This window comes from Psychromonas arctica DSM 14288, from assembly GCF_000482725.1.
Lineage (GTDB): Bacteria > Pseudomonadota > Gammaproteobacteria > Enterobacterales > Psychromonadaceae > Psychromonas > Psychromonas arctica.
In genome coordinates this window covers 32,051-53,810 of the sequence record NZ_AXWP01000045.1, presented here as the reverse complement: position 1 = coordinate 53,810, position 21,760 = coordinate 32,051, and the positions used below count along the sequence as shown (strand labels likewise).

22 protein-coding genes are annotated in these 21,760 nt (G+C 37.3%); 15 read left to right on the top strand and 7 right to left on the bottom strand.

What is annotated here, in order from left to right; all coding sequences use genetic code 11:
• Positions 1-129 precede the first annotated feature (129 nt).
• The gene (locus tag H592_RS0107150) at positions 130-708 is read right to left on the bottom strand and encodes a TetR/AcrR family transcriptional regulator (RefSeq protein WP_028868168.1); all 579 of its coding nucleotides are present in this window, start codon (positions 706-708) and stop codon (positions 130-132) included.
• Positions 709-912: 204 nt separating this feature from the next.
• On the opposite strand from H592_RS0107150, the gene H592_RS0107145 reads away from it, so the two are divergent.
• A complete protein-coding gene (locus H592_RS0107145; protein ID WP_028868167.1) occupies positions 913-1,908 on the top strand; it encodes a helix-turn-helix transcriptional regulator in 996 nt (331 codons plus the stop codon).
• A gap of 126 nt (positions 1,909-2,034) precedes the next feature.
• The gene (locus tag H592_RS0107140) at positions 2,035-2,562 is read left to right on the top strand and encodes a lipocalin family protein (protein ID WP_028868166.1); all 528 of its coding nucleotides are present in this window, start codon (positions 2,035-2,037) and stop codon (positions 2,560-2,562) included.
• A gap of 77 nt (positions 2,563-2,639) precedes the next feature.
• Here H592_RS0107140 and H592_RS0107135 read toward each other — a convergent pair whose 3' ends face one another.
• The gene (locus H592_RS0107135) at positions 2,640-3,302 is read right to left on the bottom strand and encodes an HAD family hydrolase (RefSeq protein ID WP_028868165.1); all 663 of its coding nucleotides are present in this window, start codon (positions 3,300-3,302) and stop codon (positions 2,640-2,642) included.
• Between the two features lie 371 nt (positions 3,303-3,673).
• Positions 3,674-4,558 (bottom strand): EamA family transporter, encoded by an 885-nt coding sequence (locus H592_RS0107130; protein WP_028868164.1) that lies wholly within the window; start codon positions 4,556-4,558, stop codon positions 3,674-3,676.
• A gap of 107 nt (positions 4,559-4,665) precedes the next feature.
• Here H592_RS0107130 and H592_RS0107125 point away from each other — a divergent pair, with 107 nt between their 5' ends.
• From H592_RS0107125 to H592_RS0107080, 10 genes are all read left to right on the top strand, one after another.
• Positions 4,666-6,066 (top strand): aminotransferase-like domain-containing protein, encoded by a 1,401-nt coding sequence (locus H592_RS0107125; RefSeq protein WP_028868163.1) that lies wholly within the window; start codon positions 4,666-4,668, stop codon positions 6,064-6,066.
• Between the two features lies 1 nt (position 6,067).
• Positions 6,068-6,283 (top strand): DUF3820 family protein, encoded by a 216-nt coding sequence (locus H592_RS0107120; RefSeq protein ID WP_028868162.1) that lies wholly within the window; start codon positions 6,068-6,070, stop codon positions 6,281-6,283.
• Between the two features lie 142 nt (positions 6,284-6,425).
• Positions 6,426-7,418: a DUF2860 domain-containing protein gene (locus tag H592_RS0107115; RefSeq protein ID WP_051369060.1), complete on the top strand. Its 993-nt coding sequence runs from the start codon at positions 6,426-6,428 to the stop codon at positions 7,416-7,418.
• Between the two features lie 251 nt (positions 7,419-7,669).
• A complete protein-coding gene (putP, locus tag H592_RS0107110) occupies positions 7,670-9,163 on the top strand; it encodes a sodium/proline symporter PutP (protein WP_028868160.1) in 1,494 nt (497 codons plus the stop codon).
• Between the two features lie 291 nt (positions 9,164-9,454).
• A complete protein-coding gene (locus H592_RS0107105; protein ID WP_028868159.1) occupies positions 9,455-9,910 on the top strand; it encodes a YHS domain-containing (seleno)protein in 456 nt (151 codons plus the stop codon).
• 2 nt (positions 9,911-9,912) lie between these two features.
• On the top strand, positions 9,913-10,413 hold the full coding sequence (locus H592_RS0107100; protein WP_037071208.1) for a hypothetical protein: 501 nt from the start codon (positions 9,913-9,915) through the stop codon (positions 10,411-10,413).
• A 9-nt stretch (positions 10,414-10,422) separates the two neighbouring features.
• Complete coding sequence (locus H592_RS0107095; RefSeq protein ID WP_028868157.1) at positions 10,423-11,271, top strand: hypothetical protein; 849 nt, start codon at positions 10,423-10,425, stop codon at positions 11,269-11,271.
• On the top strand, positions 11,271-12,176 hold the full coding sequence (locus H592_RS0107090; protein WP_037071207.1) for a cyanophycin synthetase: 906 nt from the start codon (positions 11,271-11,273) through the stop codon (positions 12,174-12,176). The genes H592_RS0107095 and H592_RS0107090 overlap by 1 nt, the downstream gene beginning before the upstream one ends.
• Positions 12,177-13,358: an MFS transporter gene (locus tag H592_RS21695; protein WP_051369059.1), complete on the top strand. Its 1,182-nt coding sequence runs from the start codon at positions 12,177-12,179 to the stop codon at positions 13,356-13,358.
• 109 nt (positions 13,359-13,467) lie between these two features.
• A complete protein-coding gene (locus tag H592_RS0107080) occupies positions 13,468-15,078 on the top strand; it encodes a methyl-accepting chemotaxis protein (protein ID WP_028868155.1) in 1,611 nt (536 codons plus the stop codon).
• Between the two features lie 156 nt (positions 15,079-15,234).
• Here H592_RS0107080 and dapB read toward each other — a convergent pair whose 3' ends face one another.
• The 3 genes from dapB to H592_RS0107065 are packed head-to-tail and all read right to left on the bottom strand — an operon-like array spanning position 15,235 to position 16,526.
• Positions 15,235-15,966: a 4-hydroxy-tetrahydrodipicolinate reductase gene (gene dapB / locus H592_RS0107075; RefSeq protein ID WP_028868154.1), complete on the bottom strand. Its 732-nt coding sequence runs from the start codon at positions 15,964-15,966 to the stop codon at positions 15,235-15,237.
• Positions 15,967-15,985: 19 nt separating this feature from the next.
• Positions 15,986-16,312, bottom strand: a complete 327-nt coding sequence (locus tag H592_RS0107070; RefSeq protein WP_028868153.1) for a DUF2956 domain-containing protein — start codon at positions 16,310-16,312, stop codon at positions 15,986-15,988.
• Entirely contained in the window at positions 16,305-16,526 is a 222-nt protein-coding gene (locus tag H592_RS0107065; RefSeq protein WP_028868152.1) for a DUF1289 domain-containing protein, read from the bottom strand. The genes H592_RS0107070 and H592_RS0107065 overlap by 8 nt, the downstream gene beginning before the upstream one ends.
• Positions 16,527-16,727: 201 nt before the next feature.
• On the opposite strand from H592_RS0107065, the gene H592_RS0107060 reads away from it, so the two are divergent.
• Together H592_RS0107060 and H592_RS0107055 are read left to right on the top strand one after the other, a co-directional pair.
• A complete protein-coding gene (locus H592_RS0107060; protein ID WP_028868151.1) occupies positions 16,728-19,070 on the top strand; it encodes a fatty acid cis/trans isomerase in 2,343 nt (780 codons plus the stop codon).
• 217 nt (positions 19,071-19,287) lie between these two features.
• A complete protein-coding gene (locus H592_RS0107055) occupies positions 19,288-20,118 on the top strand; it encodes an HDOD domain-containing protein (protein ID WP_028868150.1) in 831 nt (276 codons plus the stop codon).
• A 69-nt stretch (positions 20,119-20,187) separates the two neighbouring features.
• Here H592_RS0107055 and H592_RS21690 read toward each other — a convergent pair whose 3' ends face one another.
• Positions 20,188-20,763, bottom strand: a complete 576-nt coding sequence (locus tag H592_RS21690) for a GTP-binding protein (protein WP_037071205.1) — start codon at positions 20,761-20,763, stop codon at positions 20,188-20,190.
• 85 nt (positions 20,764-20,848) lie between these two features.
• Between H592_RS21690 and H592_RS0107045 the strand changes: the two genes are divergently transcribed.
• Positions 20,849-21,712, top strand: coding sequence for a YicC/YloC family endoribonuclease (locus tag H592_RS0107045; RefSeq protein WP_028868149.1), 864 nt, complete (start codon positions 20,849-20,851; stop codon positions 21,710-21,712).
• Positions 21,713-21,760: the final 48 nt, after the last annotated feature.

The window sequence follows — 21,760 nt, the reverse complement described above, 5'->3', positions numbered from 1 at the left end:
GAAACGTAAATTCAGCGCATTAATTGTGCGGGGCATTATACGAATAGAAATCATTTAAGCAATTTTTATATTACTTATTAGTTAGCAATTACTATGCTCTGTAAGCTTGTTACTTAGGGCGTACTTATACTAACGCTTGAAACGTAACATATTTTCAATGTAAAAGGTGGCCTGCTGAGCGCTATATTTTTGTTGGAATATTTGTTCGTTTGCAATGACACCTTCTTTTAATAAGGTCAATAAATCAACAATCAAACGATTTTTTTGAGCATCTTTTTCGAAATCTTCTACCTGTTTTTTAAAAATATTCTGAAAGGTTTGTTTATGGTGTAAGCAGGATTCAGTTATCTCGGGATTTAGCATAGAAAATTCTTTATGTGCTTGGGTGAAGTAACAACCATTGAAGGTTGGTAATTGTGTCACTTTCCCATTAAGCCAAGCATCTAACTGCTCAAAAATAACCAAGATACTATCTTTGCCCGGTACTGCTAAGGTAATACTTTTTTGTAAGTGCTCTATGATTTGTTGATGATGCCATTCTAACGTAGCAAGAATTAGTGCATCTTTATTTTTAAAATGATTATAGAGTGTCTTTTTTGCAACTTGTGATTGCTTGATAATTTCATTGATACCAACGGCATGAAACCCCTTTTGATAAAAAAGTGCAAAGGCAGCTTCTATTATTTGTTGTTGTTTTATATTGCTCATTTTCCTACACACTCCTACAAAAAATACAAATTATCATACATGAAGAACAATCGGTCTCATTGATTTTGTAAAAATTTTGAATTAAGTACTCTTTTTGAGGTATTTTTTCGCGCATAAATTTTATCTGTGCATATACTATTTTGATTACTTTAGGTTTTTTTATTAAAAGTAAGTACATCATTTTATCAATATGAGGTGTTATAGATGCCCACAAGTCTACATTTAATTAGAGCAAGTCACTTAAATGCAGTGATTCAAAACCTGCACGCATTATCGCTTCCCGTTGAATCTTTATTGGAAAAAGCAGGGCTATATTTTGCTACCCCAATTCAGCCTAACGAACTGATTATAGAAAAGAAAATTTGGCACTTTTTAAAGCTTGCTGCTGATTATACCAATATGCCGCATTTGGCGACTTGGTTAACAGAGCAAAGTGATTTATCACAGTATGGTGAATTTACTAAATGTTTGGTGAATGCTGATAATCTTCATCAAGCTTTACTGTTATTAACTCGTCACATTAGTCTTCACAATAGTAATAACATTTTTTTGCTAAAGGAAGACAAGCAAAATATTTGGATCTGCCAGCCGCACTCTCGGCATGTCAAACAAGGAGCTTGGCAAGTTGAACAGCACGTGCTCACTTTTATCTGTTTGTTAGTTGAACATTATTTAGGGCATGGCTGGCAACCTAAACAGATTAAATTAAGAGATACAGAGGCAGTTGGAATTGAACACTCTCGATTCTTTAAAGGTACCGATATTAAATTAGGGCACAGCTATTCGGCAATCGCGATAGATCGACGTTTATTAAATAAACACAACCCAGCTATTGATTTACCGCAGTTAGCTGAGATTGACCCTATACCTAATGATTTTTTACAAGCCTTCAAGCTTTTATTAAAACAGGGGTATTTTGGTCAGGATTGGTTAGCGGAGAATATTTCTGCTTCATTAGATATAAGTGTTCGTACTTTAAAAAGAAAACTGCAGGGGCAGGGCTCGTCTTTGCGCCAGGTTTTCGATGAGGTCCGTTTTCAGCAGGCTTGTGAACTTATTGATCAAAATGTGCATGAATATGAAATATTAGCGGAAAAGCTGATGTATACACATCCTAATAACTTTGTACGTGCTTTTAAGCGTTGGAGTGGCATTACGCCGCGTGAATTTATTCGCCTTCGTAATCGTGACCTGTCATAACAGCGGGGAGAAAATTCATCTACTAAAATACTGAATGATCTTTGTTTACTTTAATGGCGAATAACACCAGACTGTTTTATGTGGCTCATCCTTAGCTACAAAAACGAGCGTAAATGAGGGATCAAAATGAAAGTTTTATTATTACTGACGGCTATTTTGTTACAAACAGCATGTACTGGCGTACCCGAAGGTATGCAGGCAGTTAAACACTTTGAAAGTGAGCGTTATTTAGGTACTTGGTATGAAATAGCGCGTTTAGACCATTCTTTTGAACGAGGTCTGGATCAAGTCTCTGCGACTTACTCAATGCGTGAAGATGGCGGTATTAAAGTCATTAATAGAGGCTACTCCAAAGAAGATAAGGAATGGCAAGAAGCGGTTGGAAAGGCTTATTTTGTTGATGATAAAAATACAGGGCATTTAAAAGTTTCTTTTTTTGGTCCATTTTACGGGTCTTATATTATCTTTAAAATGGATAAAGTGGACTATCAATATGCTTTTATCAGTAGTTATAATCATGATTATTTATGGTTGTTGTCACGAACTCCGCAAGTGAGTGATACCGTGAAACAGGACTTTATTAATACTGCTGCTAAGTATGGTTTCGCCACTCAAGAGCTTATCTTTGTAGATCAAAAAATAGCTGTGGATTAAAATGTCGCTTTAGATAAAAAGCAACGCACATCAATGAGTATTGATGTGCGTTAACAAAAACAAAAAAGGTTAAGTATTTACTTGTTGTTTTGCTGTTTAAGGTGCGTTAACACATGATCTAGTGAAGATGCTATATGGTGACCTAATGCAATCACTTGTTGATCTGGAATAACCAGATCAGGTACCTGAAAGACTTGCATTTTTGCGGCTATGGCAGAGATAACACCATTACTTGAATCTTCAAAGGCTAAACATTGCTCAGGGGCAACATTTAAGCGTTGTGCAGCGAGTAAGAATATCTCGGGATCAGGTTTACCACGAGTAACTTCGCAACCACTACTAATATGTTGAAAATAATGATCAAGTCCCGCCAACTTTAATTTTGTTGCCGCTAATTTATTATGTGTTGATGTGGCGACGGCAACAGGGATATTTTGTGATTTAAACCATTCAAGTAAATTGATCACACCTGATTTAACCGGAATAGCTTGGTGCTCAACAATCGGCCAATAACCATCCATCCAAGCCTTACGTAATGGTGCATACTCAATATACTGTGCATAATGCGACATGATCGCTTCTTCAATACCTTGAGCATTACGACCAATAATTTTTAAGTAAGCGCTTTTCACAAAAGGCAGTGATAACTGTTGGCAGGCCTTTTCGAAGGCTTGCATGCAAACTCGTTCAGTATCCAGTAATAGACCATCCATATCGAAAATAGCAGCTTGGTAGGGCATAAAGTATCTCTGTCATATTATTAAGGTGATAAAGCGGATCTAGTTTACCTGTTTTTTATAGTAAATCCGTTAATTCTTTAATGCATCAGACGTCGATAAAAGTGTTATCCCACTGGTCGTATATTTTAGTCAGTAAAATGCTTCAATATTCTGTTTCAACTCACTACTTTAATAAGCAACCTCAGCTCGGGATCATCCAACCGATACAGCGCAGCTATTTCCGTGTATTTCTGTGTTAAATCAGCTATCAATAATCAGTTATTGCTATGCTGATTTGCCTTGAACTACACAAAACTGTATTGTGAGAAATTATAACTAATTGATTATGATATTAATTTTGTATTTATTACCCCGGGTTGAGGTTAAGTAACTCAAATGTATCGCGATTTCAGTTTAGTGATCAATTTAGTATTAACAAAACTAATTAAAATTCCGCTGATCACACATAAAAAAGCAATCAACTTAATCAGACCTACCGTCTCTTGGTAAAACAATACCCCCCCTAATAATCCAAACACGGGCACTAATAAAGTGAGGGGAGCAACCGTTGTTAATGGATAAGTCACTAATAAACGATTCCAAATCCAATACCCTAATAAAGTAACCGGATACGCTTGAAATAATACAGAGAAAATGACCCGTTCATTGAGTTGTTCTGGCAGTTGTACAAAAATATCGCTACCTGATTGTAAATAGACGATAAGAAACAAAGGAGCAGGTGCAAAAGCCATCGCCCATAAACTAAAGGCAAAGATTTGTTTGGTTGCCGCTTTTTTGACTGTGATGCTCGCTAAACTCCACGATATAGCAGCGAATAATATTAACATTAACCCTAGTTGAGTTACTGAACCGTCAGTGACGGTTAAGCTTAATAATAACCCTGCTAAAGCAATACCGCTGCCAATGACTTTATTAATTGGCAGCGGTTCTTTTAGTAAAAAATAACCTAAGAATAAACCGAATACTACATTCATTTGTAGCAATACTGATGCCATACCAGCACTTAAACCCGCTTCGATAGACCATGTCGCCATACCCCAAATACCAATTGCGAATAACCATCCATAAATGATCAGATACCACCATGAAACATTTGGTTTTTTAACAAAAAATATAGCCGGTAATGTTGCTAGTGTGAACCTTAATGCGGTTAATAATAAAGGATCAATTTCACTGACACCCAATTTGATTACAGAGAAATTTAATCCCCAGACAATCATTACTAAGATACCTAGTATCAAATCATTTTTTTTCATCATCGACCCTTTATTTTAAATGAGGTGTGCTTGCGCTTGTGAGTATTATCAAACAAACTAAAAAAGATAACAGATACAAATTTCAATTTTATGGGCGGTACAGTTTTATGCGTTATATACAATTAGCGACACAGTGTGTGCAGCAGATCAAATCTGGGCAATTAGCATTACATGCTAAAATGCCGTCATTACGTAAATTTAAACAGTTACACAATGTGAGTATGACGACGGCTTTAAACTGTTACCAACACCTTGAATCATTAGGCTGGTTGGTGGCTAAAGCTCAGTCGGGATATTATGTTGCGCAGCAATCACCATTAATGGACCAGTCATCTAGGCCGAGTTTTGTATCTTTTACGAGTAGCATTACTAAACCGCATTTACCTGCTATCTATAATCCTTTTGTTGATCCTTGCCCCTTAGGTATTGCACGTTACGATCCTGGGTTAATTCCTATCGATAAATTACAGGGATCTTTTCGGCGAGCGATGAAACGTCAAGGCAATCATCTCAGTCACTATCCTGCTCCGCAGGGAGAGCCGGTATTGCGAGAAAGCTTAAGTGATCATTTCAAAAGAATCGATTTTCATTTTTCTGCTGAAGATTGTGTAATCACTCACGGTTGCATGGATGCAATACGCAGTGCAATTGAAATAATCACTGAAGAGGGAGATGCCGTCGCAATTAGTTCACCTTGTTTCTCAGGTTTATTGGAATTATTAGGCGTTATGAAGCGTCGAGTTGTTGAGATCCCTTCTGTACAAGAGGGGATAGACCTTGATCAGTTACAGAAACAAATGCATTTAGGGTCAATAAAAGCGGGATTATTTTGCACTTCACATATGAATCCACAGGGAACCTCAATGACACCATTGCAAAAGCAAAGGTTAGTTGAGCTGGCGACTCATTATAAAATCCCTATTATTGAAGATGATGTGTATCTCGAATTGGGTTATAAAAAAGTCCTTCCTTTGCCTGCAAAGCATTGGGACACAGAGGGGTATATCCTATGGTGTGGATCTATTTCTAAAACTATTGCGGCTGGTTACCGGTTAGGGTGGTGTCTACCAGGTCGTTATTTGCAAGCTTATTTACAACAACGATTATTTGCGAATCAAGGTATTACTTCGCCTTTACAACTCGCAATAGCAGATTTTATTCAACGTGGTGATTACCTTAACCATCTCAAAAAGATACGCTTACACCTCGCTCAGCAAACATTGCAGTTTACTACCTATTTACAACAAAATTTGCCGCTTAATAGTAAGATAAGTCAACCGGCTGGTGGGTTTGTTTTATGGATTGAAGTGGATAATTTAAATACGTTTAGATTAAGAAAGCTAGCGATTGAAAAGCAATTAGATGTACGCATTGGTGAAAGCTTTAGTACGTTGGGTTTATATAAGCATTGCTTTCGCCTAAATATTGGCTTTAAGATCAGTGCTTCAGAGATTGAATTAAAATTAAAACAACTCATTACCTTAGTCAACACCTGCTCAAAGGAATAATATGTTAGATAACCCTCGTGCATTAAGTGATGCAATTAATCAAACCATGCCATTTGGTAAGTACGCAGGCCGTAAGCTAATTCATTTACCTGAGCCTTATTTAGTGTGGTTTCACGGTAAAGGCTTTCCAGAAGGTAAATTAGGTGAGCAGTTGGCGTTAATGTACGAAGTAAAATTAAATGGATTAGAAAAAATGCTTGCCCCCTTAATCAAATAACTTCGTCATGTTCATGTTTTGATTCTTTAAAGTAATGAAAAAAGAGCTAATTTAAAAAAAATTACGTATTGGTTTTATTGCTACAGGTAAACATATTAATAAAGCAGTACAGTAAGCAAACACTTCAATAGGGATAAAGATAATGTTAAAAGCAATAGGCGGTTTAACCGCGGGTATTTTTATAAGTTGTTCTGTTATCGCTCAACCACTCAGTAAAGAAGCGGGCTGGGAGTTTACATTAAGCGTTAATGCTGGCTACAGCGGAGGAGAGTCACAGTTTGATACTGATCATGATAATGAAATCACTAACGATTTAAATAATAGTGGCCAATCTAACTCATCAGTACTTGTGTATCCATTAGGGCGGATCCAATACACCTTAAAAAACCTTAACACCCAATTCTATCTAGGCAATAGCCGCGAACAAGTTAGTACTGCAAAATTCCAATATGAACTTGGCATGATCCATCATTTTGCAGATCAAAGTAAATTAACGGTTGCCGTTTTTCCTAAATTATCTTTATTCAATGAAACTTGGGAAGACCCTTTTGTTACTAATATAAAAAGGCAAAGCACTGATCAAAAAGTCGGTGGTGCTCGAATTGCTGTTGATAATATTTTAGGTACTGGGCTCACTTTTAAATACGCGATAGCAAGCAGTAGTATCGACGATGAATTAAGTGGTCAGAGCCAATTAAGTGATACCTCTGAAATAGCGTTGTTAAAACGTGATAGCTTATATCAACGTGTTGAGGTAGGAAGCTCATTTCCTATATCTCAGGGTGTATTACTGAAGCCGGCTTTTCAATATACCAATCGAAATGCCGATGGAGATGCAAATAGTTATGATCAATATACGGGTCAACTGTCGCTTTTATTATTCAAGCAAAGACATACTTTAACCACCACTATTAATGCCGGTGTGCGTCTTTATAAACAAGAAAATCCTATTTTTAATGATAAGCAAGATTTAACACATGCAGGCATTTTCAGTCTTTATTCCTATCAGCGTCCATTTGATTGGCAGCATTGGAGCTGGACCATGATGCTTGGATATAATCAAGAAAATTCAGATATAGCTTTCTATGATAGCAAAGGCGTTATTATTTCAACAGGAATGGTTTATCGCTATTAATATGCTTATTTTTCAAGCATATTGTTTAATTTTATAATGATATGTTTGAATAAATTATTTTTATATTATCTGCGCAAGATCACAAAAAAAACTTTCAAGGAGCTGATTTTTACTTAAATCTGAGTTTAAATTCACTAAAGTAAATTATTCACAGGCTAATTTGTTAAGGTATTGTTATAAACAACATTTAAGGAATGATAGTTGTTTGGAAATACAAATTATCACAGGAAGTGTTAAGGAGTTTAAATCTTATGATAGAACAAAATTTTGCAGTGATTGGAACCTTCATCCTTTATTTAGCGATGATGATGGGGATTGGTTATTGGGCTTTTCGAAAAACAGTTAATTCTTCGGATTATTTTTTAGGTGGACGTCAACTCGGACCTTGGCCAACGGCAATATCTGCTGGTGCATCTGACATGAGTGGTTGGTTGTTGTTAGGTTTACCTGGGTATGCATTAGTGGCTGGTTACGGCTCTCTTTGGTTAGCTGGTGGTTTATTAGTGGGTAGTTGGTTAAATTGGCTTATTTGTTCAAAGCGTTTACGTACCTACACCATTATTACTAATGATTCATTAACCTTACCAGATTATTTTGCGCGTCGCTTTGAAGATAAAAGTAAATTATTACAAACGATGTCTGCGTTTTTTATTCTGCTATTTTTCCTTTTTTACACCAGCGCGGGTTTAGTAGCTGGCGGTAAGTTATTCCAAACTGTTTTTGACCTCAACTATCAGCTCGCTGTAATTATCGGTACGGTTTGTGTTGTTTCTTATACCTTGTTTGGTGGTTTCTTAGCGGTATCTTGGACTGATTTAGTGCAAGGTCTATTGATGGCTGCGGCATTACTGCTGGTGCCTATTCTTGCAATAGATGGATCGGTAAGTGATTTAGCGGCAACATTAACGGCTAAGAACCCTGAATTGTTAGATGCTTTTACTAACAATGATGGTACACCAATGAGTGCCATCGCTATTATTTCACTAGTTGCATGGGGCTTAGGTTACTTTGGACAACCTCATATTTTAGCGCGTTTCCAAGCAGCAAGTAGTAATAAATCGTTAACTACCGCTCGTCGTATTTCAGTGATTTGGACTGCACTTTCAATTATGGGTGCTATTGCTGTTGGTTTGATTGGGATCACCTACGTGGATGCGAATTTAGGTGGTGTATTAGAAGATAGCGAAACTATCTTTATGATTCTAGTGAATGGTATGTTCCACCCTGTGATCGCGGGTATTTTATTAGCGGCGATCCTAGCGGCTATTATGAGTACAGCGGATTCACAGTTACTTGTTTCTTCTTCTGCATTGGCGGAGGATTTCTATAAACAGCATATTAATCCTGAAGCTAGCTCTGAAAAAATAGTATTAGTTGGGCGCTTAGGTGTCGTTGGTTTATCGCTTATTGCATTAGCTTTAGCCTTTAACCCTGAAAGCTCAGTACTTGGTTTAGTGTCATATGCATGGGCTGGTTTTGGTGCCGCATTTGGTCCTGTGATTGTATTAAGTTTATTCTGGTCTCGCATGAATCGTTTAGGCGCGCTAGCGGGTATTGTTGTAGGTGGTGTAACAATTGTGGTCTGGAAACAATTAAGTGGCGGTTGGTTTGACGTTTACGAGATTGTCCCTGGTATTATTTTTGCTACTATTTCAATCGTGGTAGCTAGTTTAATGACAGCTGCACCGAGTACAACTATGTTAGCTAAACACCAAGAAATGAAAGATAAGTTATCAGTGTTATAAGTGTAAGATTAATTTAAACATAATATAGCGTTTATGACTCGAAAGCCCACTTAAGCAATTAAGTGGGCTTTTTTTCTGTTACTTTTAGAAAAACTATTGATTGTAGTTTTTGGTGTTAACGTATTGATTAATAACTAGAGTTAATTAAATGAATGTTCGTAAAAGCCATAAATGTTTACCTTTTTATGCATGCCATTCATATAATTTGTATTTTTTTAATAAAAGAAGCAATAAAATTAGGGTCTTTCAGGTCTTGTAGATTATATTATTTTTAAAAGGGTGGAACTGAATATGAAAAAAATACTCTCAATCTTACAAGTTATCACATTAATGAGCTTTGCTCTTTTTCAAAGTGCGAATGCTGCTGATGCAATACATACTGGATTCTTTAGTAATAAAGCGGTCTCGGGATATGATGTTGTTGCTTATTTTACTGAGCAAAAACCGGTAGAAGGTAGCAGTAAGTACCAGCTTGAATATAAAGGCGCGGATTGGTACTTTTCAAGCCAAGAAAATTTAGCTTTGTTTAAAGGTGATCCAGAAAAGTATGCACCACAATATGGTGGTTATTGTGCATGGGCGATAGCAGGTAATGAAACTGCACCGGGCAACCCACCATTTTGGACCGTTTATAATGATAAACTGTATTTAAATTATGATCAGTCTGTGCAAGATTCATGGGCTGCTGATAAAGACAATTTTATTAAACAAGCCGATCTTAACTGGGCTAAATTGGACAAGGAATAATAATGAGAATTTTACCTGTTTTTAGCTGGATAGTGGTGCTGTGGATTGCAAAAGTTTTTTTATTATCGCTACCCTACAAGTTTACATTACATCCTGATACACAACATATTTTCGGAATGATTGGTGCTTGGATGCAAGGTATTCTAGGGGACTCGATAGGCACATGGTTTGCAAACTATGGCTCATATGCAGTTGGTTTTGTTGAGCTGGTTACTTCAGTTATTTTATTATTACCGGTTGTTTTTTGGTTACTGAAAAAAGTTAAACTATTACAATGTGCACCTAGCAGAAGTTTATTACATGCGCTTGGCGGATTGATGGCCTCGGGTGTCATGGGGGGCGCTGCTTTCTTCCACTTATTTACCCCATTAGGTATTGAAGTTATTCATGAAGGACAGAGTGATGGTGGTAGTTTATTTTATGCTGCTGTTTCTATTTTAATATTAGGTTTTGTTCTTTTTGTGGCTAATTACCGTGATTATAAAAGTAAAATAACTCAATAAGGGACCACATTGTTAATACGTATACTGCTGGTACTTTCTTATATTTTATGGTGCTGTCGATTTTTGATCGCGCCGTGGAAGTACTTTCAACTCAATGCTAATTATTTTAATGAGCATCGCCATCTCTTTTCTAAATTAGATATGGACCTGTTGATACCTGAAAAATGGCGACTCACACAGTTTGTTGATCAAGGTGCGGAACAAGGCAATAAACAACCAGAGCAATACCCCGTATTCCTTAAACCGGAATGGGGGCAGAACTCACAGGGCGTTTGTCGTGTTGATAATCAGCAAGCCTTGAAAGAACACCGTGAGCAGCGTACAGAAAATGGTCCTCGTTACTTAATACAAGCAGCGGCAAAAGGTAAGCGCGAGTTTGAGATATTTTATATCCCTGGCGCTAAAACCAATCATTCAGCTGCTATTATTTCGGTCACTGAAACCTGCAATAACAGTGGTGATGAGATGCCTGTTAATGGTATTTATAATAAGGATACTTTTTATAAATCTTGTATGCCGTTATTAAATACACATCAAGTACAAAAAATAGAATCGATGTTTGCTGCAATAGGGCCTTTTAGAATTGCACGTTATTGCGCTAGAGCTGACTCGATAGAAGCATTACTTGATGGGCAATTTTCTATTGTTGAAATTAATGTTTATGTGCCTATGCCGCTCATCTTATTAACGGATGAGCTGAGTTTTAAGGCGCAGTTAAAATTTGTATTTTCAAGCATGAAGCAATTGGCTTTAGTGACTAAAGACATTCCAGCTTCTCAAGCTATAAAATCGGTTTTCTTTCAAAAATTACAATGTGCTCGATTATTGAAATCAAGTACAAAAAAAGAGCTTTCTTAATGAACCTTAAAAAAATAATATATGCATGGATCAGCAAAAAATTCATGGGTGGTTGCAGTAATTATAATAGCTTAGAAGTACGAAGAGGCTGCCGTAGTAAAGAGCAAGCGCGTGATAAATTTAAGCAAGGTAACATCCCTCATGCGCAAGGTTTGATCTTTTTAAACCCTTTTGCGGCAATACGTTTCGCTAAGCAATATGGCTTTCCGCTTGTGATTAAACCTAATGTGAGTGGCTTTTCTCGAGGTAGTCATTTTCCCATTCGCGATTACAAAGAATTATGGAAAGCTATTTTTTTAGCTAAACTTTGGTGGCCATTTACGGTTGTTGAGCAATACCTTGAAGGCAGTAACTATCGTGTTGTTGTCGCTAACGGCGAAATAGTCTCTGTATTACAACGCTACGCTCCTGCAGTCAAAGGCGACGGTACGTCGACTATTCGTGAATTAATGCAAAAAGAAAATGCAATTCGTGAACAAATGCAGCTATACCCGGTTATTTACCCGCTAAAAGAAAGTGTGCAAACTAAAGGTTTTTTAGCGAAACAAGGTTTAAACTTTGAGTCTGTGCCTGCTGCAGAGCAACGTGTTACTTTATTTTATCGCATCTCATTAGCACCGGGCGGTGTGGTGGAAGTGATTAATAAACAGTTACTACCTGAAGCTAATAATCAATTATTTAAACAAGTTCTGACTTTATTTGATGCCAATATTTTAGGTATTGATGTGATTTTAGAAAAGGGAATTGAATACGATTACCGCCAACAGAAGTGTATTTTCCTTGAAGTCAATTCGCGCCCTTATTTAAAAATGCATGCTTATCCTCGGTATGGTAAGGCCGAAGACTTAAGTGAACAATTCTCTCAATTAGATGCGCTAGAGATTAAACAGTCTGATACCTTTTAAATGTCGTCTTTAGCACGAACATTTTATCTATTTACTGGTTTTCATTCCTTTTTATTAGGGTTATTGCCTTTATTCATTCCTGTTATTTTATGGGATAAAGGCTTAACCATTAGTGATATTGCGTATTTTGTGGCGCTGACCTCGGTGGGGTTTTTATGCGCATTATATTACTGGGATAGATTACGTGCAAAGCACCAGTGGCGTAAGCTAATAAGCTGCTCGTTTATTTTTCAGGGGTGCTTTGTTGCGCTACTAGTGTGGGATCAACAAAACTTACTGGTGACGTTGGGTGCATTCATTAATGGCATGGCGGGCTGCTTTTATTGGTCCACTCAGCGTCTTTTATTTCAAGCTATTACGGAAGATAAAAATACAGGCAATACGTTTGGTAACTTTCAAATACTTGTCGTTTTTGCATTAAAAATTGGCGTGTTAGTGGGCAGTTATTTGCTTGGCATGGCATATTTTGCTGGTTTGCTAACCCTATCTTTTGTCTTATCATTAATAGGTTTTTATTGGGTTAATAAAAGTCTACAAAGTAACCGTCAGTTATATTCCTTAAAGCAAGTCCCCGCATTTACGTTAAAACAAATAATTCAATTCAAAGACACGAATAAATCGGCACTTATTTTTGTCGTTGATGGTTTATTTCTATTTTTAGAAAGTTATTTTTGGGTGTTAACGATTTATTTGCTGACGCAAGCTAATGTAATGCGGTTAGGTTTAATTATTGTGGCACTGAGTTTGTTATTAGCACTGATTTTTTTCTTTATAAAAAAACAGATTGATCGTGTAAATACTCAGCTAATCTATAGCTTTGCCGTTATTGGATATGCCTGTTCTTGGTTTATTAGAGCGGAGCTAAGCCAAGATATAAATAATGTAATGTTGTATATAGGCTTATTATTAGTGGCCTTTTTGAGTAACTTTTTCCGACTTGCGTTTAATAAGCGCTTTTATGATATTGCTCGTCAACATCAACCCACTTATTACATCATTTGTAAAAGTTATTACTCGCAATTTATGTTGATCTTGTTTTTCAGCTTAATTGCATTATTTGTTCCTCTTGAGGATAACGCTGTAAATCAATTGCAAACGCTGTATTACTTGTCCATTCCTCTCGTATTTATCTATTTTCTATATGGCCGCCATAAAGCCATATCAAGCCTGAATATTCATTAATATAAAACCTGAGTAGATATTGATCAGCTAATGATTAATTTTCAGCATTTTGATTTAAATAGACTATCCTGATAGTTGGAAATAATTTTTATCTTTTTAAGGAATGAACATGCCTATTAAATATCGACTGATATTAAGCCACTCAATGATTCTTATTTTTATGCTGGGCATGCTAGTCTTTTCTGGTGTTCGTTTTGATCATACAGCTTCTCAAGTTCGCAACATTGTTGAAGGTGATGTGTTGCGTGCCGAGTTAGCAGGAGAAGTTAATATTCAGGCTGAAAGTGTTGCAGGGAGCTTATTACTGCTGTTTATATTAGAAGAACAGTCTCTGCGAACCAAAGTATACAAAGATATCGATAGAAAAAATAAGCAGATAGATGAAGTAATACAAAAAATTGAAGCATTATTAATTTCAGAAACGGATAAAACCTCGCTCAGTACCATTATGGATCTGAGAAAAGAGTACCACCATCAGTTTTTTGCCACGGTAGATGAAATTGAGTTTGGCGACCCAGAGCAAGCTCGTTCGATGATGGCGGGCTCAACACGTGATGCGCTTAATGCCTTATTATCAGCAATGTCATCGTTTAAACAAAAACAACAAAAATCGATGAATGACCGCCAAGAGAGCATCTTAACAATGACTGAGAATGCGCTATTTATTATGTTGCTATTAGGTGGTGCAGCATTATTGGTTGGAGTGTTGATGACTTACAAAATTATCAGTAGCGTTACCTTACCTTTAAATCAATCGGTAACCGCTATTGCCAGTATTGCTGCCGGAGACCTTTCAAAGTCGATCCCGCAGGGAGATAACAATGAATTTGGTCATTTATTATCAAGTATGTCGCATATGCAAAATCAGCTCAAATCGATGATCTCTGATGTTGATAGTGATGCAAAATTGGTGCATGACAATGCTAACGATATTTTATTACAAGCTGCCGATATGAAAAGTGCACTGACTGAGCAATGTCAGCGTTCAGGTCACATCAATGACAGTATTGTTTCTTTATCCGTAGGTATTAAACAAACCTCAGAAGATGTGAAACACATCGAATCACAAGCTGAGAAAACGCAGCAACTTTCTGAGCAAGGAGTGAAATCGGTCACTGAGGCTAGCCACTCTATTAAAGATATTGCCGTTTCTATTTCGCAATCTACCGCTTCAGTCGCCAGACTTAGTGAGAGTTCACTTCAAGTTTCTAATGCGATTAATCATATTCGAGAAATTGCCGACCAAACTAACTTGCTGGCGTTAAATGCTTCTATTGAAGCTGCACGTGCAGGAGAATTTGGTCGAGGTTTCTCGGTTGTGGCTGACGAAGTGCGCGTACTCGCTAGCCGAACTGCTGAAGTGACGATGAATATTGATGAAGTGATCAGCACCATGAAGAAACAAACGAATCAAGTAGAAACTGAAATTACTGAGAGTGAATCGCGGATTGAAAAAGGTGTGTTATTAATTGAAAGTATTATCGTACCTTTAGAAAACATGCAGCAAGAAGCTGAACAGTCTAAGCAAAGCTTGCGTTCATTAGCTGACCTAACTATCCATCAGTCACAGGAAAGTGACTTAGTTGCTAACAATGCGACTGAGATAATGAATATTGCTCGTCAGAACGAACTTGCGAGTGATCGTCTAATGAGCAAGAGTGATGAGTTATTAGCAACCGCAAAACGCGTTGATCAAACGTTATCGGTATTTCAACATTAGAAACGTTATGTTGACTTAAAGTGGATCTAGCAATAAAAAATGCCCTTTAAACAAGTAGTTTAAAGGGCATTTTGTTATTATTTATATGGCTTATCTCACTTACTTCAGCTAAGCCACATTCGAGTAGCCTAAGTCAGACGGTATCATCTAGTGTCTTTAGTCCATTAAATATTCTAAGCCATAAACCAACTCAGAACGTTTAACGACTTCTTTACAGGCTAAACAAATACCTGGCATAAAAGATTCACGATGCTGAGAATTATGTTCAATTTTTAATGTTTCGCTTAATCCGCCAAAAAAGACAGTTTGTTGTGCAACCACACCCGGTAACCGAATTGAATGTAATTTAACACCATTTAATTCAGCGCCACGTGCGCCTTCAAGTAATTCTTTATCGCTGCAAGGTGTAGCTGCTTTGGTGCGCGCAGCTGCAATTAATTCTGCAGTACGAATACCTGTGCCAGATGGGCTTTCTTCTTTTTGTGGACTATGTGCTTCAATGACTTCTACATCAGGTAAGTATTTAGCAGCTTGTACGGCAAACTTCATCATTAAGACCGCACCTAGTGAAAAATTAGGTGCAATCAATCCACCCAATTGCTTTTCTTTTGCAAGTGCTTGCAACTCTTCTACTTGATGCTCAAGGAAACCACTGGTACCAATAACCGGACAAGCACCCGCATTAAGAATCGTTTGGGTATTATTAAATCCTGCAGAAGCAGCTGTTAAATCAACAACAACCTGCGCGCCTGTTTGTTTAATCAATGCAGCTAAGTCATCACCAAAGTCACACGCTGCAACTAATTCTAATTCGCTGTCATTATTAACGGCTTTAACTGCTTCACCACCCATACGACCTTTTGCGCCGTTTACAATTACTTTAACCATGATTCTTCCTTTACTACATTTATAGTGTTAAAAAATGATAACCAATAAACCCAACCCAACTTAGTGCTAATAAACCCCAAGACAACCAGTAGGTCGCAGGCCTATCATCATTGCTATCGAGATCAGACTCTGTCTCATTGTTGGAGGCTTTTTTCTTTTTAGCTTTATCTGCTTCACGTTGCTTACTTTTGGCAAGCTTTTTATATTCAGCGATGCCTTTTTGGATCCCTAAAGCAATTAATTTAGTTTGCTCTTTAGTTTGTCCTGGCTTCTGTACTTTCTTTGCCATCGCAAGCGCTTCATCTTGGGTTTCTGGTGAGACCTGATGTTTATGCTTTTTAACCATTATTTTCTTCTTTGATTTTTGTAGAGCGTTTGATTACTTTATTTTTAATATTCTCTAAAAAATTTTCAGGATCGTCATAGTCGTATTTGACTAAATGCTCGACTAATAATTTTGTGATCGCTTGTGTTTCACTTATTTCATCGCGGCTTCTGCCACATCCGTAGCATTTGTCTTCGTCAGTAGTGCAGTCGCTGGTGCATGGGCTAAATTTCATTCTTTGTATCCTGTCTCTAGCTATTGGTAGATGGTTTAACCTAGATATTCGCGGAAATCGCTGTGTTATACTACTCTGCTTATCCGAAACTGAGGTTATTTAGCATTGATAATCTACCGATCTGTCTAGTCGATCGGATAATTGCTAACATCAGTTTTGATCAATTAATGACACATACTAACAATTTTAGAGAACGTATTCATGACTTTTAAAGTATTAATTATCCTACTAACTAGCGTTCTTGTGAGTGCTTGTTCCGATGCGTCGGATCAACTCGAAAAAGATTACGGTAGCGATAAAACAAGACCAAGACAGTTACCCGTTGAGGATGCTTTAGCCCAGCAATATCGTGAACAGGTAATGCCTATTCTTGAAAGTCGATGTGTTGTTTGTCATGGTTGTTATGATGCACCTTGCCAATTAAAGTTGTCATCGCCCGAAGGTATTGATCGCGGAGCCAGTAAGCATAAGGTGTACAATGGCGAGCGCCTATTGGGCGCCCAACCTTCGCGTTTATTTGTAGACGCCCATGAGACAGATGAATGGAGAAAACAAGGCTTTAGTTCCGTATTAAATGAACGAGATCAAACACTACTTGCCAACTTGCAAGGTAGTGTTATGTACAAATTGCTATTACAAAAAGAGCAACATCCACAGCCTCAAGGTATTTTACCCGCAGAATTTAATTACGGATTAAATCGTCAAGACCAGTGTCCTGATATTAATCAAGTAGAGGACTATAAAGAAGACTTTCCATTAGCAGGCATGCCCTATGGCTTACCTAATCTAAGTAATGATGAATTTAAAACACTGGAACAGTGGATTGGGCGAGGTGCTCCAATGTCAGCCCCATTACCGCTGTCAGCACAGCATCTTGCGTTAGTTGAGCATTGGGAGAGAAAGTTAAATGGTAACTCGTTGAAAGAACAGTTAGTCGCGCGTTATATTTATGAACATCTCTTTTTAGCGCATGTTTATTTTGATGCACAACCGATCAGTGCACAAAGCCCGCCACGTTTCTTTAAATTGATCCGTTCATATACGCCTTCTGGTGAACCGGTAAAAATCATTCCCACACGACGCCCCTATGACGACCCAAAAGTTGAACGTGTTTATTATCGCTTGGTACTGGATAGAGCAACCACATTAGCTAAAACTAATTTACCCTATGTTTTTAATCAAAAACTAGAAAAAAAATGGGATAAATTATTCTATAGCGCGAAATTTACAGTGAAAACTTTACCTGACTATCAAAACTTTAATCCATTTTTAGTATTTAAAGATATCCCTGTTAGCGCGCGTTATGAGTTTATGCTTAAAGAGGCTCATTTCACGATTAGCGGGTTTATAAAAGGTCCTGTTTGTCGTGGTCAAGTTGCGGTAAATGTGATTAATGATAAATTCTGGGTGTTCTTTGTTAACCCAAACATAAATGAAAACCCACGAATAGATGACTTTGTATACGAACAAGCTAAGAATTTAAGGTTACCTGCTGAATCAAGTAGTACCAATTTGTCACTAACAGAATGGTTATCTTATGCAGAAGGGAATACTGCGTATTTTAAAGCCAAGAGTAACTATATTCACCAAAATATGGACCACGAAAAAGGCCTGACATTAGATGATATTTGGTCAGGTGATGAGAACGCAGCATTGACTATTTTTAGGCATATCGACAGTGCAACGGTGTTAAAAGGCGCGGTTGGCAAACAGCCTAAAACAGCTTGGATAATTGATTACCCTATTTTAGAGCGTATTCACTATTTATTAGTGGCTGGTTTTGACGTTTATGGCAATGTTGGCCATCAATTGACCACTCGATTGTACATGGACTTTTTACGCATTGAATCCGAAACAAACTTTATCTCTTTTATTCCTACTGAATTTAGAAAGTCGACCTTAGCAAGCTGGTATTTAGGTTCGACTAAGGAGTTGAGTGATTATTTAGAAGATAAAAACTTATTTTACAATCGCCCTTCAGGTATCGATTTTGAAACACAATTTCCAAAAGAAGAGTTATTAACTCGTCTTAAGCAATATGTGTATGAAGCTCCGATGCTACAGAAAAAAAATCAACAATATAGGATCTCAGAAGACGATATTGAATTAAAACGATTGAGCATATTGGATAATGAAGTGGTATTAGCACTGCCTCAAGTTTCCTTTGTGCTTATCGAGGATCAAGAGCAGGGAGATAGGGTGTATACATTATTACGTCACAATGAACATAAAAATGTTTCTAGCTTATTGAATGAAAGAGCAAATCGATTACCTTTGCAGGATACGGCTGAGTTAATAAAAGGCTTTCTTGGCACTTATCCTGGTTTAATTTTTAAAGTATCAGCACGTGATAAAAGCCATTTTGTTAGCGCATTCATTCAAGCTAATACTATTCAAAAATTTCAAGCGTTAATGACCCGTTATGGCGTGCGTAGAAGTAATCCTGCATTCTGGTCTGTGAGTGACCGATTACACCAATTATATTTACAGCAAGATCCTATTGAATATGGTCTTTTTGATTATAATAGACTGGTTAATAAGTAACTTTTTTGTAACTTTTGTTATTAAATAAAAATCATTCATATTATGAGCTCGGTATTTGAGTTGTGCGCAGTCGCTATTGTTGATGCTCAGCATGTGAAACTAAATATTCAAAAACTATTACTTTTGAAGTAATTTAAGAAACAAGCTGTTAGGATTTGATTTTATAACAATCCAAACTATGTTTGGTAGTCTAACAATCAATATATAAGGGTGGTTTATGCTCGAAATTAAACAACTTTTTAATGAAGCAAAAAAATTACCTGTTTTACCCGTTTTATTACTTGAGTTAATGGAAAGTTTTTCTGATCAAGAAGCAAGAGTAGAAGACATTGCTAAAAAAGTAGCAATGGATCAATCAATCAGTGCAAAAGTCATTCGAATGGCTAACTCTGTAGCTTATCGTCGTGGTAAAGAGGTAGAATCAATTGAGCAAGCGGTTATTCGTTTAGGACTTAATCAAGTTAGAAGTATTGTTGTCGCTGCGACTTTATCTAATACTTTTCCTGATATTCCAGGGTTTGATAAAAACAAATTTTGGACTGATACCTTCACTACTGCCAGTATTGCAAAAGCGTTGGCTAAACATACTAAAGTAAATAGTGAAACCGCCTTTACATGCGCAATGATGCATAATATCGGTGAACTATTATTGCAAATTTTAAAACCTGATGAATGTGCCTTGGTGGCACTAGCTGTTGAGTCTGGTGACCCTCGTTTGGCTGTACAGCGTGAAATATTTGGTTTTGATTACACCCAAGTGGGTGCTGAGTTAGCAAAACATTGGGACTTCTCAACAGTGTTTTGTGATGCCATTGAACAGCAATTAGATCCATTATCTTTCGAACACCCGTCAGAAGGTGCTATTCTAATCCGCTTATCGGTATTTGCGGGTTTTGCATGGGGTGCAAACTTATCGCCAGAAATGATCGTTGGTCGCTTTCCTGAACCTTTAGTCGCGGCAATACAACTGAATAAAGATGGTTTAGTTGAAGAGTTTCAAGGCATGATTGAAGATGGTCAAGAATTAGGTCGTTTGATCGCTAATTAATCGACTTCAACATCTACACAGGGCCCTTAATTTAAAAGGGCCTGTTAGTATGAGGCTATCATCCAAGTACTAATAAGAGTCTATTAACAGATGAGCATCTTGCCTATTACCCTGTAAAACAGTTAATGGCTTGGTATAGCGTTTAGACACCTCTTTCGCCTTAATAACGGCCTCCCCTGCGTAAACTAACAAAGCATCAGCCTGCTCGATAAGTTGCAAGTAATTTTCATGCTCAGCAAAACTTGGGTCGTTTAAATGCTTGTTATTTAATAAGCATTGCGTAGCAGCAATACGAATAATAGGTTGGTAAAACTGCCCTTGTAATAATGTTTTAATATTATCTAAATGACCTGCTCCAGCGGGCTCGATAAAAATACGATCAGGTCTATGTTGTTTAATCATGTCGTTTAAAGCGACCCGAAAAGGCATACCTGCAGTACAGCATAAACAACCACCGAGCACGGTTTTCACCGCAACATGGTGTGCCTTTAGCTGCTCCATTGGATAATCTTGTTGCCCTACCTCATTAACTAAAATAACCCAGCGCTCATTAACCGGCTTGTAACTAACTAACTGTTGAATTAAATGTGTTTTTCCAGATCCTAAAAAACCTGCGATCAAGTGACAAATTATTTTTTGTTGCATTAAAAAAGACTCCAAATTGACTCACATCGTAGCATGTTTAGTGCGTAGTCAGTTATACTCTCGATTCAAATTTAAAGGGGAAAATATGATTTACAGCATGACGGCGTTTGCACGCAAACAATTAAAAGGTGATTGGGGTACTGCAGTTTGGGAAATTCGCTCAGTGAACCAGCGTTATCTTGAAACATATTTTCGTTTACCTGAACAATTTCGTGGTTTAGAAACAAAATTAAAAGAAACATTTCGACAACGTCTAGAGCGTGGGAAAATTGAATGTAGCTTACGTTTTGAAGCAAATTCAACGAGTAGTACTTCATTAAGTATGAACCAAGAGTTAGCAATGCAATTGATGCAAAATGCACAATGGGTTGTTGATCAAATGGGTTCAGGACAAGTTAACCCTGTTGATATTCTAAAATGGCCTGGTGTTATGCAAGCACCAGAGCAAGATGTTGATGCAGTAAGTGCTGAATTAATGGCTGGTTTCCAAACGACTTTAAATGAATTTGTTGAGTCTCGTGCTGCAGAGGGCGCTAACTTAGCCGTGTTTATTGACCAACGCTTAGTGGGTATTAGCGAACAAGCCGCTAAAGTACGTGAATTTATGCCAGCAGTACATGCATGGCAAAAAGCGCGTATTCTGAAAAAATTCGAAGATGCTAAAGTCGATTTGGACAGCACTCGTGTTGAACAAGAGCTCGTATTATTAGCACAAAAATCAGACGTAGCAGAAGAACTAGACCGTTTAGATTCTCACATATCAGAAGCGCGTAATGTTCTCAAGAAGGGCGGTGCAGTAGGCCGTCGTTTAGACTTCATGATGCAAGAGTTTAACCGTGAAGCCAATACGCTAGGTTCAAAAGCAATCAACACAGACATCACTGCAGCAGCGGTTGAATGTAAAGTTTTGATTGAACAAATGCGCGAGCAGGTACAGAATATTGAATAATAGTTACACTTGTATTTAACTGTATTTATATCATTAAAATACAACAAC

Excerpts from the sequence above, each read along its gene's own strand:
- H592_RS0107150 (WP_028868168.1), bottom strand. The coding sequence starts at position 708 with ATGAGCAATATAAAACAACAACAAATAATAGAAGCTGCCTTTGCACTT.
- H592_RS0107145 (WP_028868167.1), top strand. The coding sequence starts at position 913 with ATGCCCACAAGTCTACATTTAATTAGAGCAAGTCACTTAAATGCAGTG.
- H592_RS0107140 (WP_028868166.1), top strand. The coding sequence starts at position 2,035 with ATGAAAGTTTTATTATTACTGACGGCTATTTTGTTACAAACAGCATGT.
- H592_RS0107135 (WP_028868165.1), bottom strand. The coding sequence starts at position 3,302 with ATGCCCTACCAAGCTGCTATTTTCGATATGGATGGTCTATTACTGGAT.
- H592_RS0107130 (WP_028868164.1), bottom strand. The coding sequence starts at position 4,558 with ATGAAAAAAAATGATTTGATACTAGGTATCTTAGTAATGATTGTCTGG.
- H592_RS0107125 (WP_028868163.1), top strand. The coding sequence starts at position 4,666 with ATGCGTTATATACAATTAGCGACACAGTGTGTGCAGCAGATCAAATCT.
- H592_RS0107120 (WP_028868162.1), top strand. The coding sequence starts at position 6,068 with ATGTTAGATAACCCTCGTGCATTAAGTGATGCAATTAATCAAACCATG.
- H592_RS0107115 (WP_051369060.1), top strand. The coding sequence starts at position 6,426 with ATGTTAAAAGCAATAGGCGGTTTAACCGCGGGTATTTTTATAAGTTGT.
- putP (WP_028868160.1), top strand. The coding sequence starts at position 7,670 with ATGATAGAACAAAATTTTGCAGTGATTGGAACCTTCATCCTTTATTTA.
- H592_RS0107105 (WP_028868159.1), top strand. The coding sequence starts at position 9,455 with ATGAAAAAAATACTCTCAATCTTACAAGTTATCACATTAATGAGCTTT.
- H592_RS0107100 (WP_037071208.1), top strand. The coding sequence starts at position 9,913 with ATGAGAATTTTACCTGTTTTTAGCTGGATAGTGGTGCTGTGGATTGCA.
- H592_RS0107090 (WP_037071207.1), top strand. The coding sequence starts at position 11,271 with ATGAACCTTAAAAAAATAATATATGCATGGATCAGCAAAAAATTCATG.
- H592_RS21695 (WP_051369059.1), top strand. The coding sequence starts at position 12,177 with ATGTCGTCTTTAGCACGAACATTTTATCTATTTACTGGTTTTCATTCC.
- H592_RS0107080 (WP_028868155.1), top strand. The coding sequence starts at position 13,468 with ATGCCTATTAAATATCGACTGATATTAAGCCACTCAATGATTCTTATT.
- dapB (WP_028868154.1), bottom strand. The coding sequence starts at position 15,966 with ATGGTTAAAGTAATTGTAAACGGCGCAAAAGGTCGTATGGGTGGTGAA.
- H592_RS0107070 (WP_028868153.1), bottom strand. The coding sequence starts at position 16,312 with ATGGTTAAAAAGCATAAACATCAGGTCTCACCAGAAACCCAAGATGAA.
- H592_RS0107065 (WP_028868152.1), bottom strand. The coding sequence starts at position 16,526 with ATGAAATTTAGCCCATGCACCAGCGACTGCACTACTGACGAAGACAAA.
- H592_RS0107060 (WP_028868151.1), top strand. The coding sequence starts at position 16,728 with ATGACTTTTAAAGTATTAATTATCCTACTAACTAGCGTTCTTGTGAGT.
- H592_RS0107055 (WP_028868150.1), top strand. The coding sequence starts at position 19,288 with ATGCTCGAAATTAAACAACTTTTTAATGAAGCAAAAAAATTACCTGTT.
- H592_RS21690 (WP_037071205.1), bottom strand. The coding sequence starts at position 20,763 with ATGCAACAAAAAATAATTTGTCACTTGATCGCAGGTTTTTTAGGATCT.
- H592_RS0107045 (WP_028868149.1), top strand. The coding sequence starts at position 20,849 with ATGATTTACAGCATGACGGCGTTTGCACGCAAACAATTAAAAGGTGAT.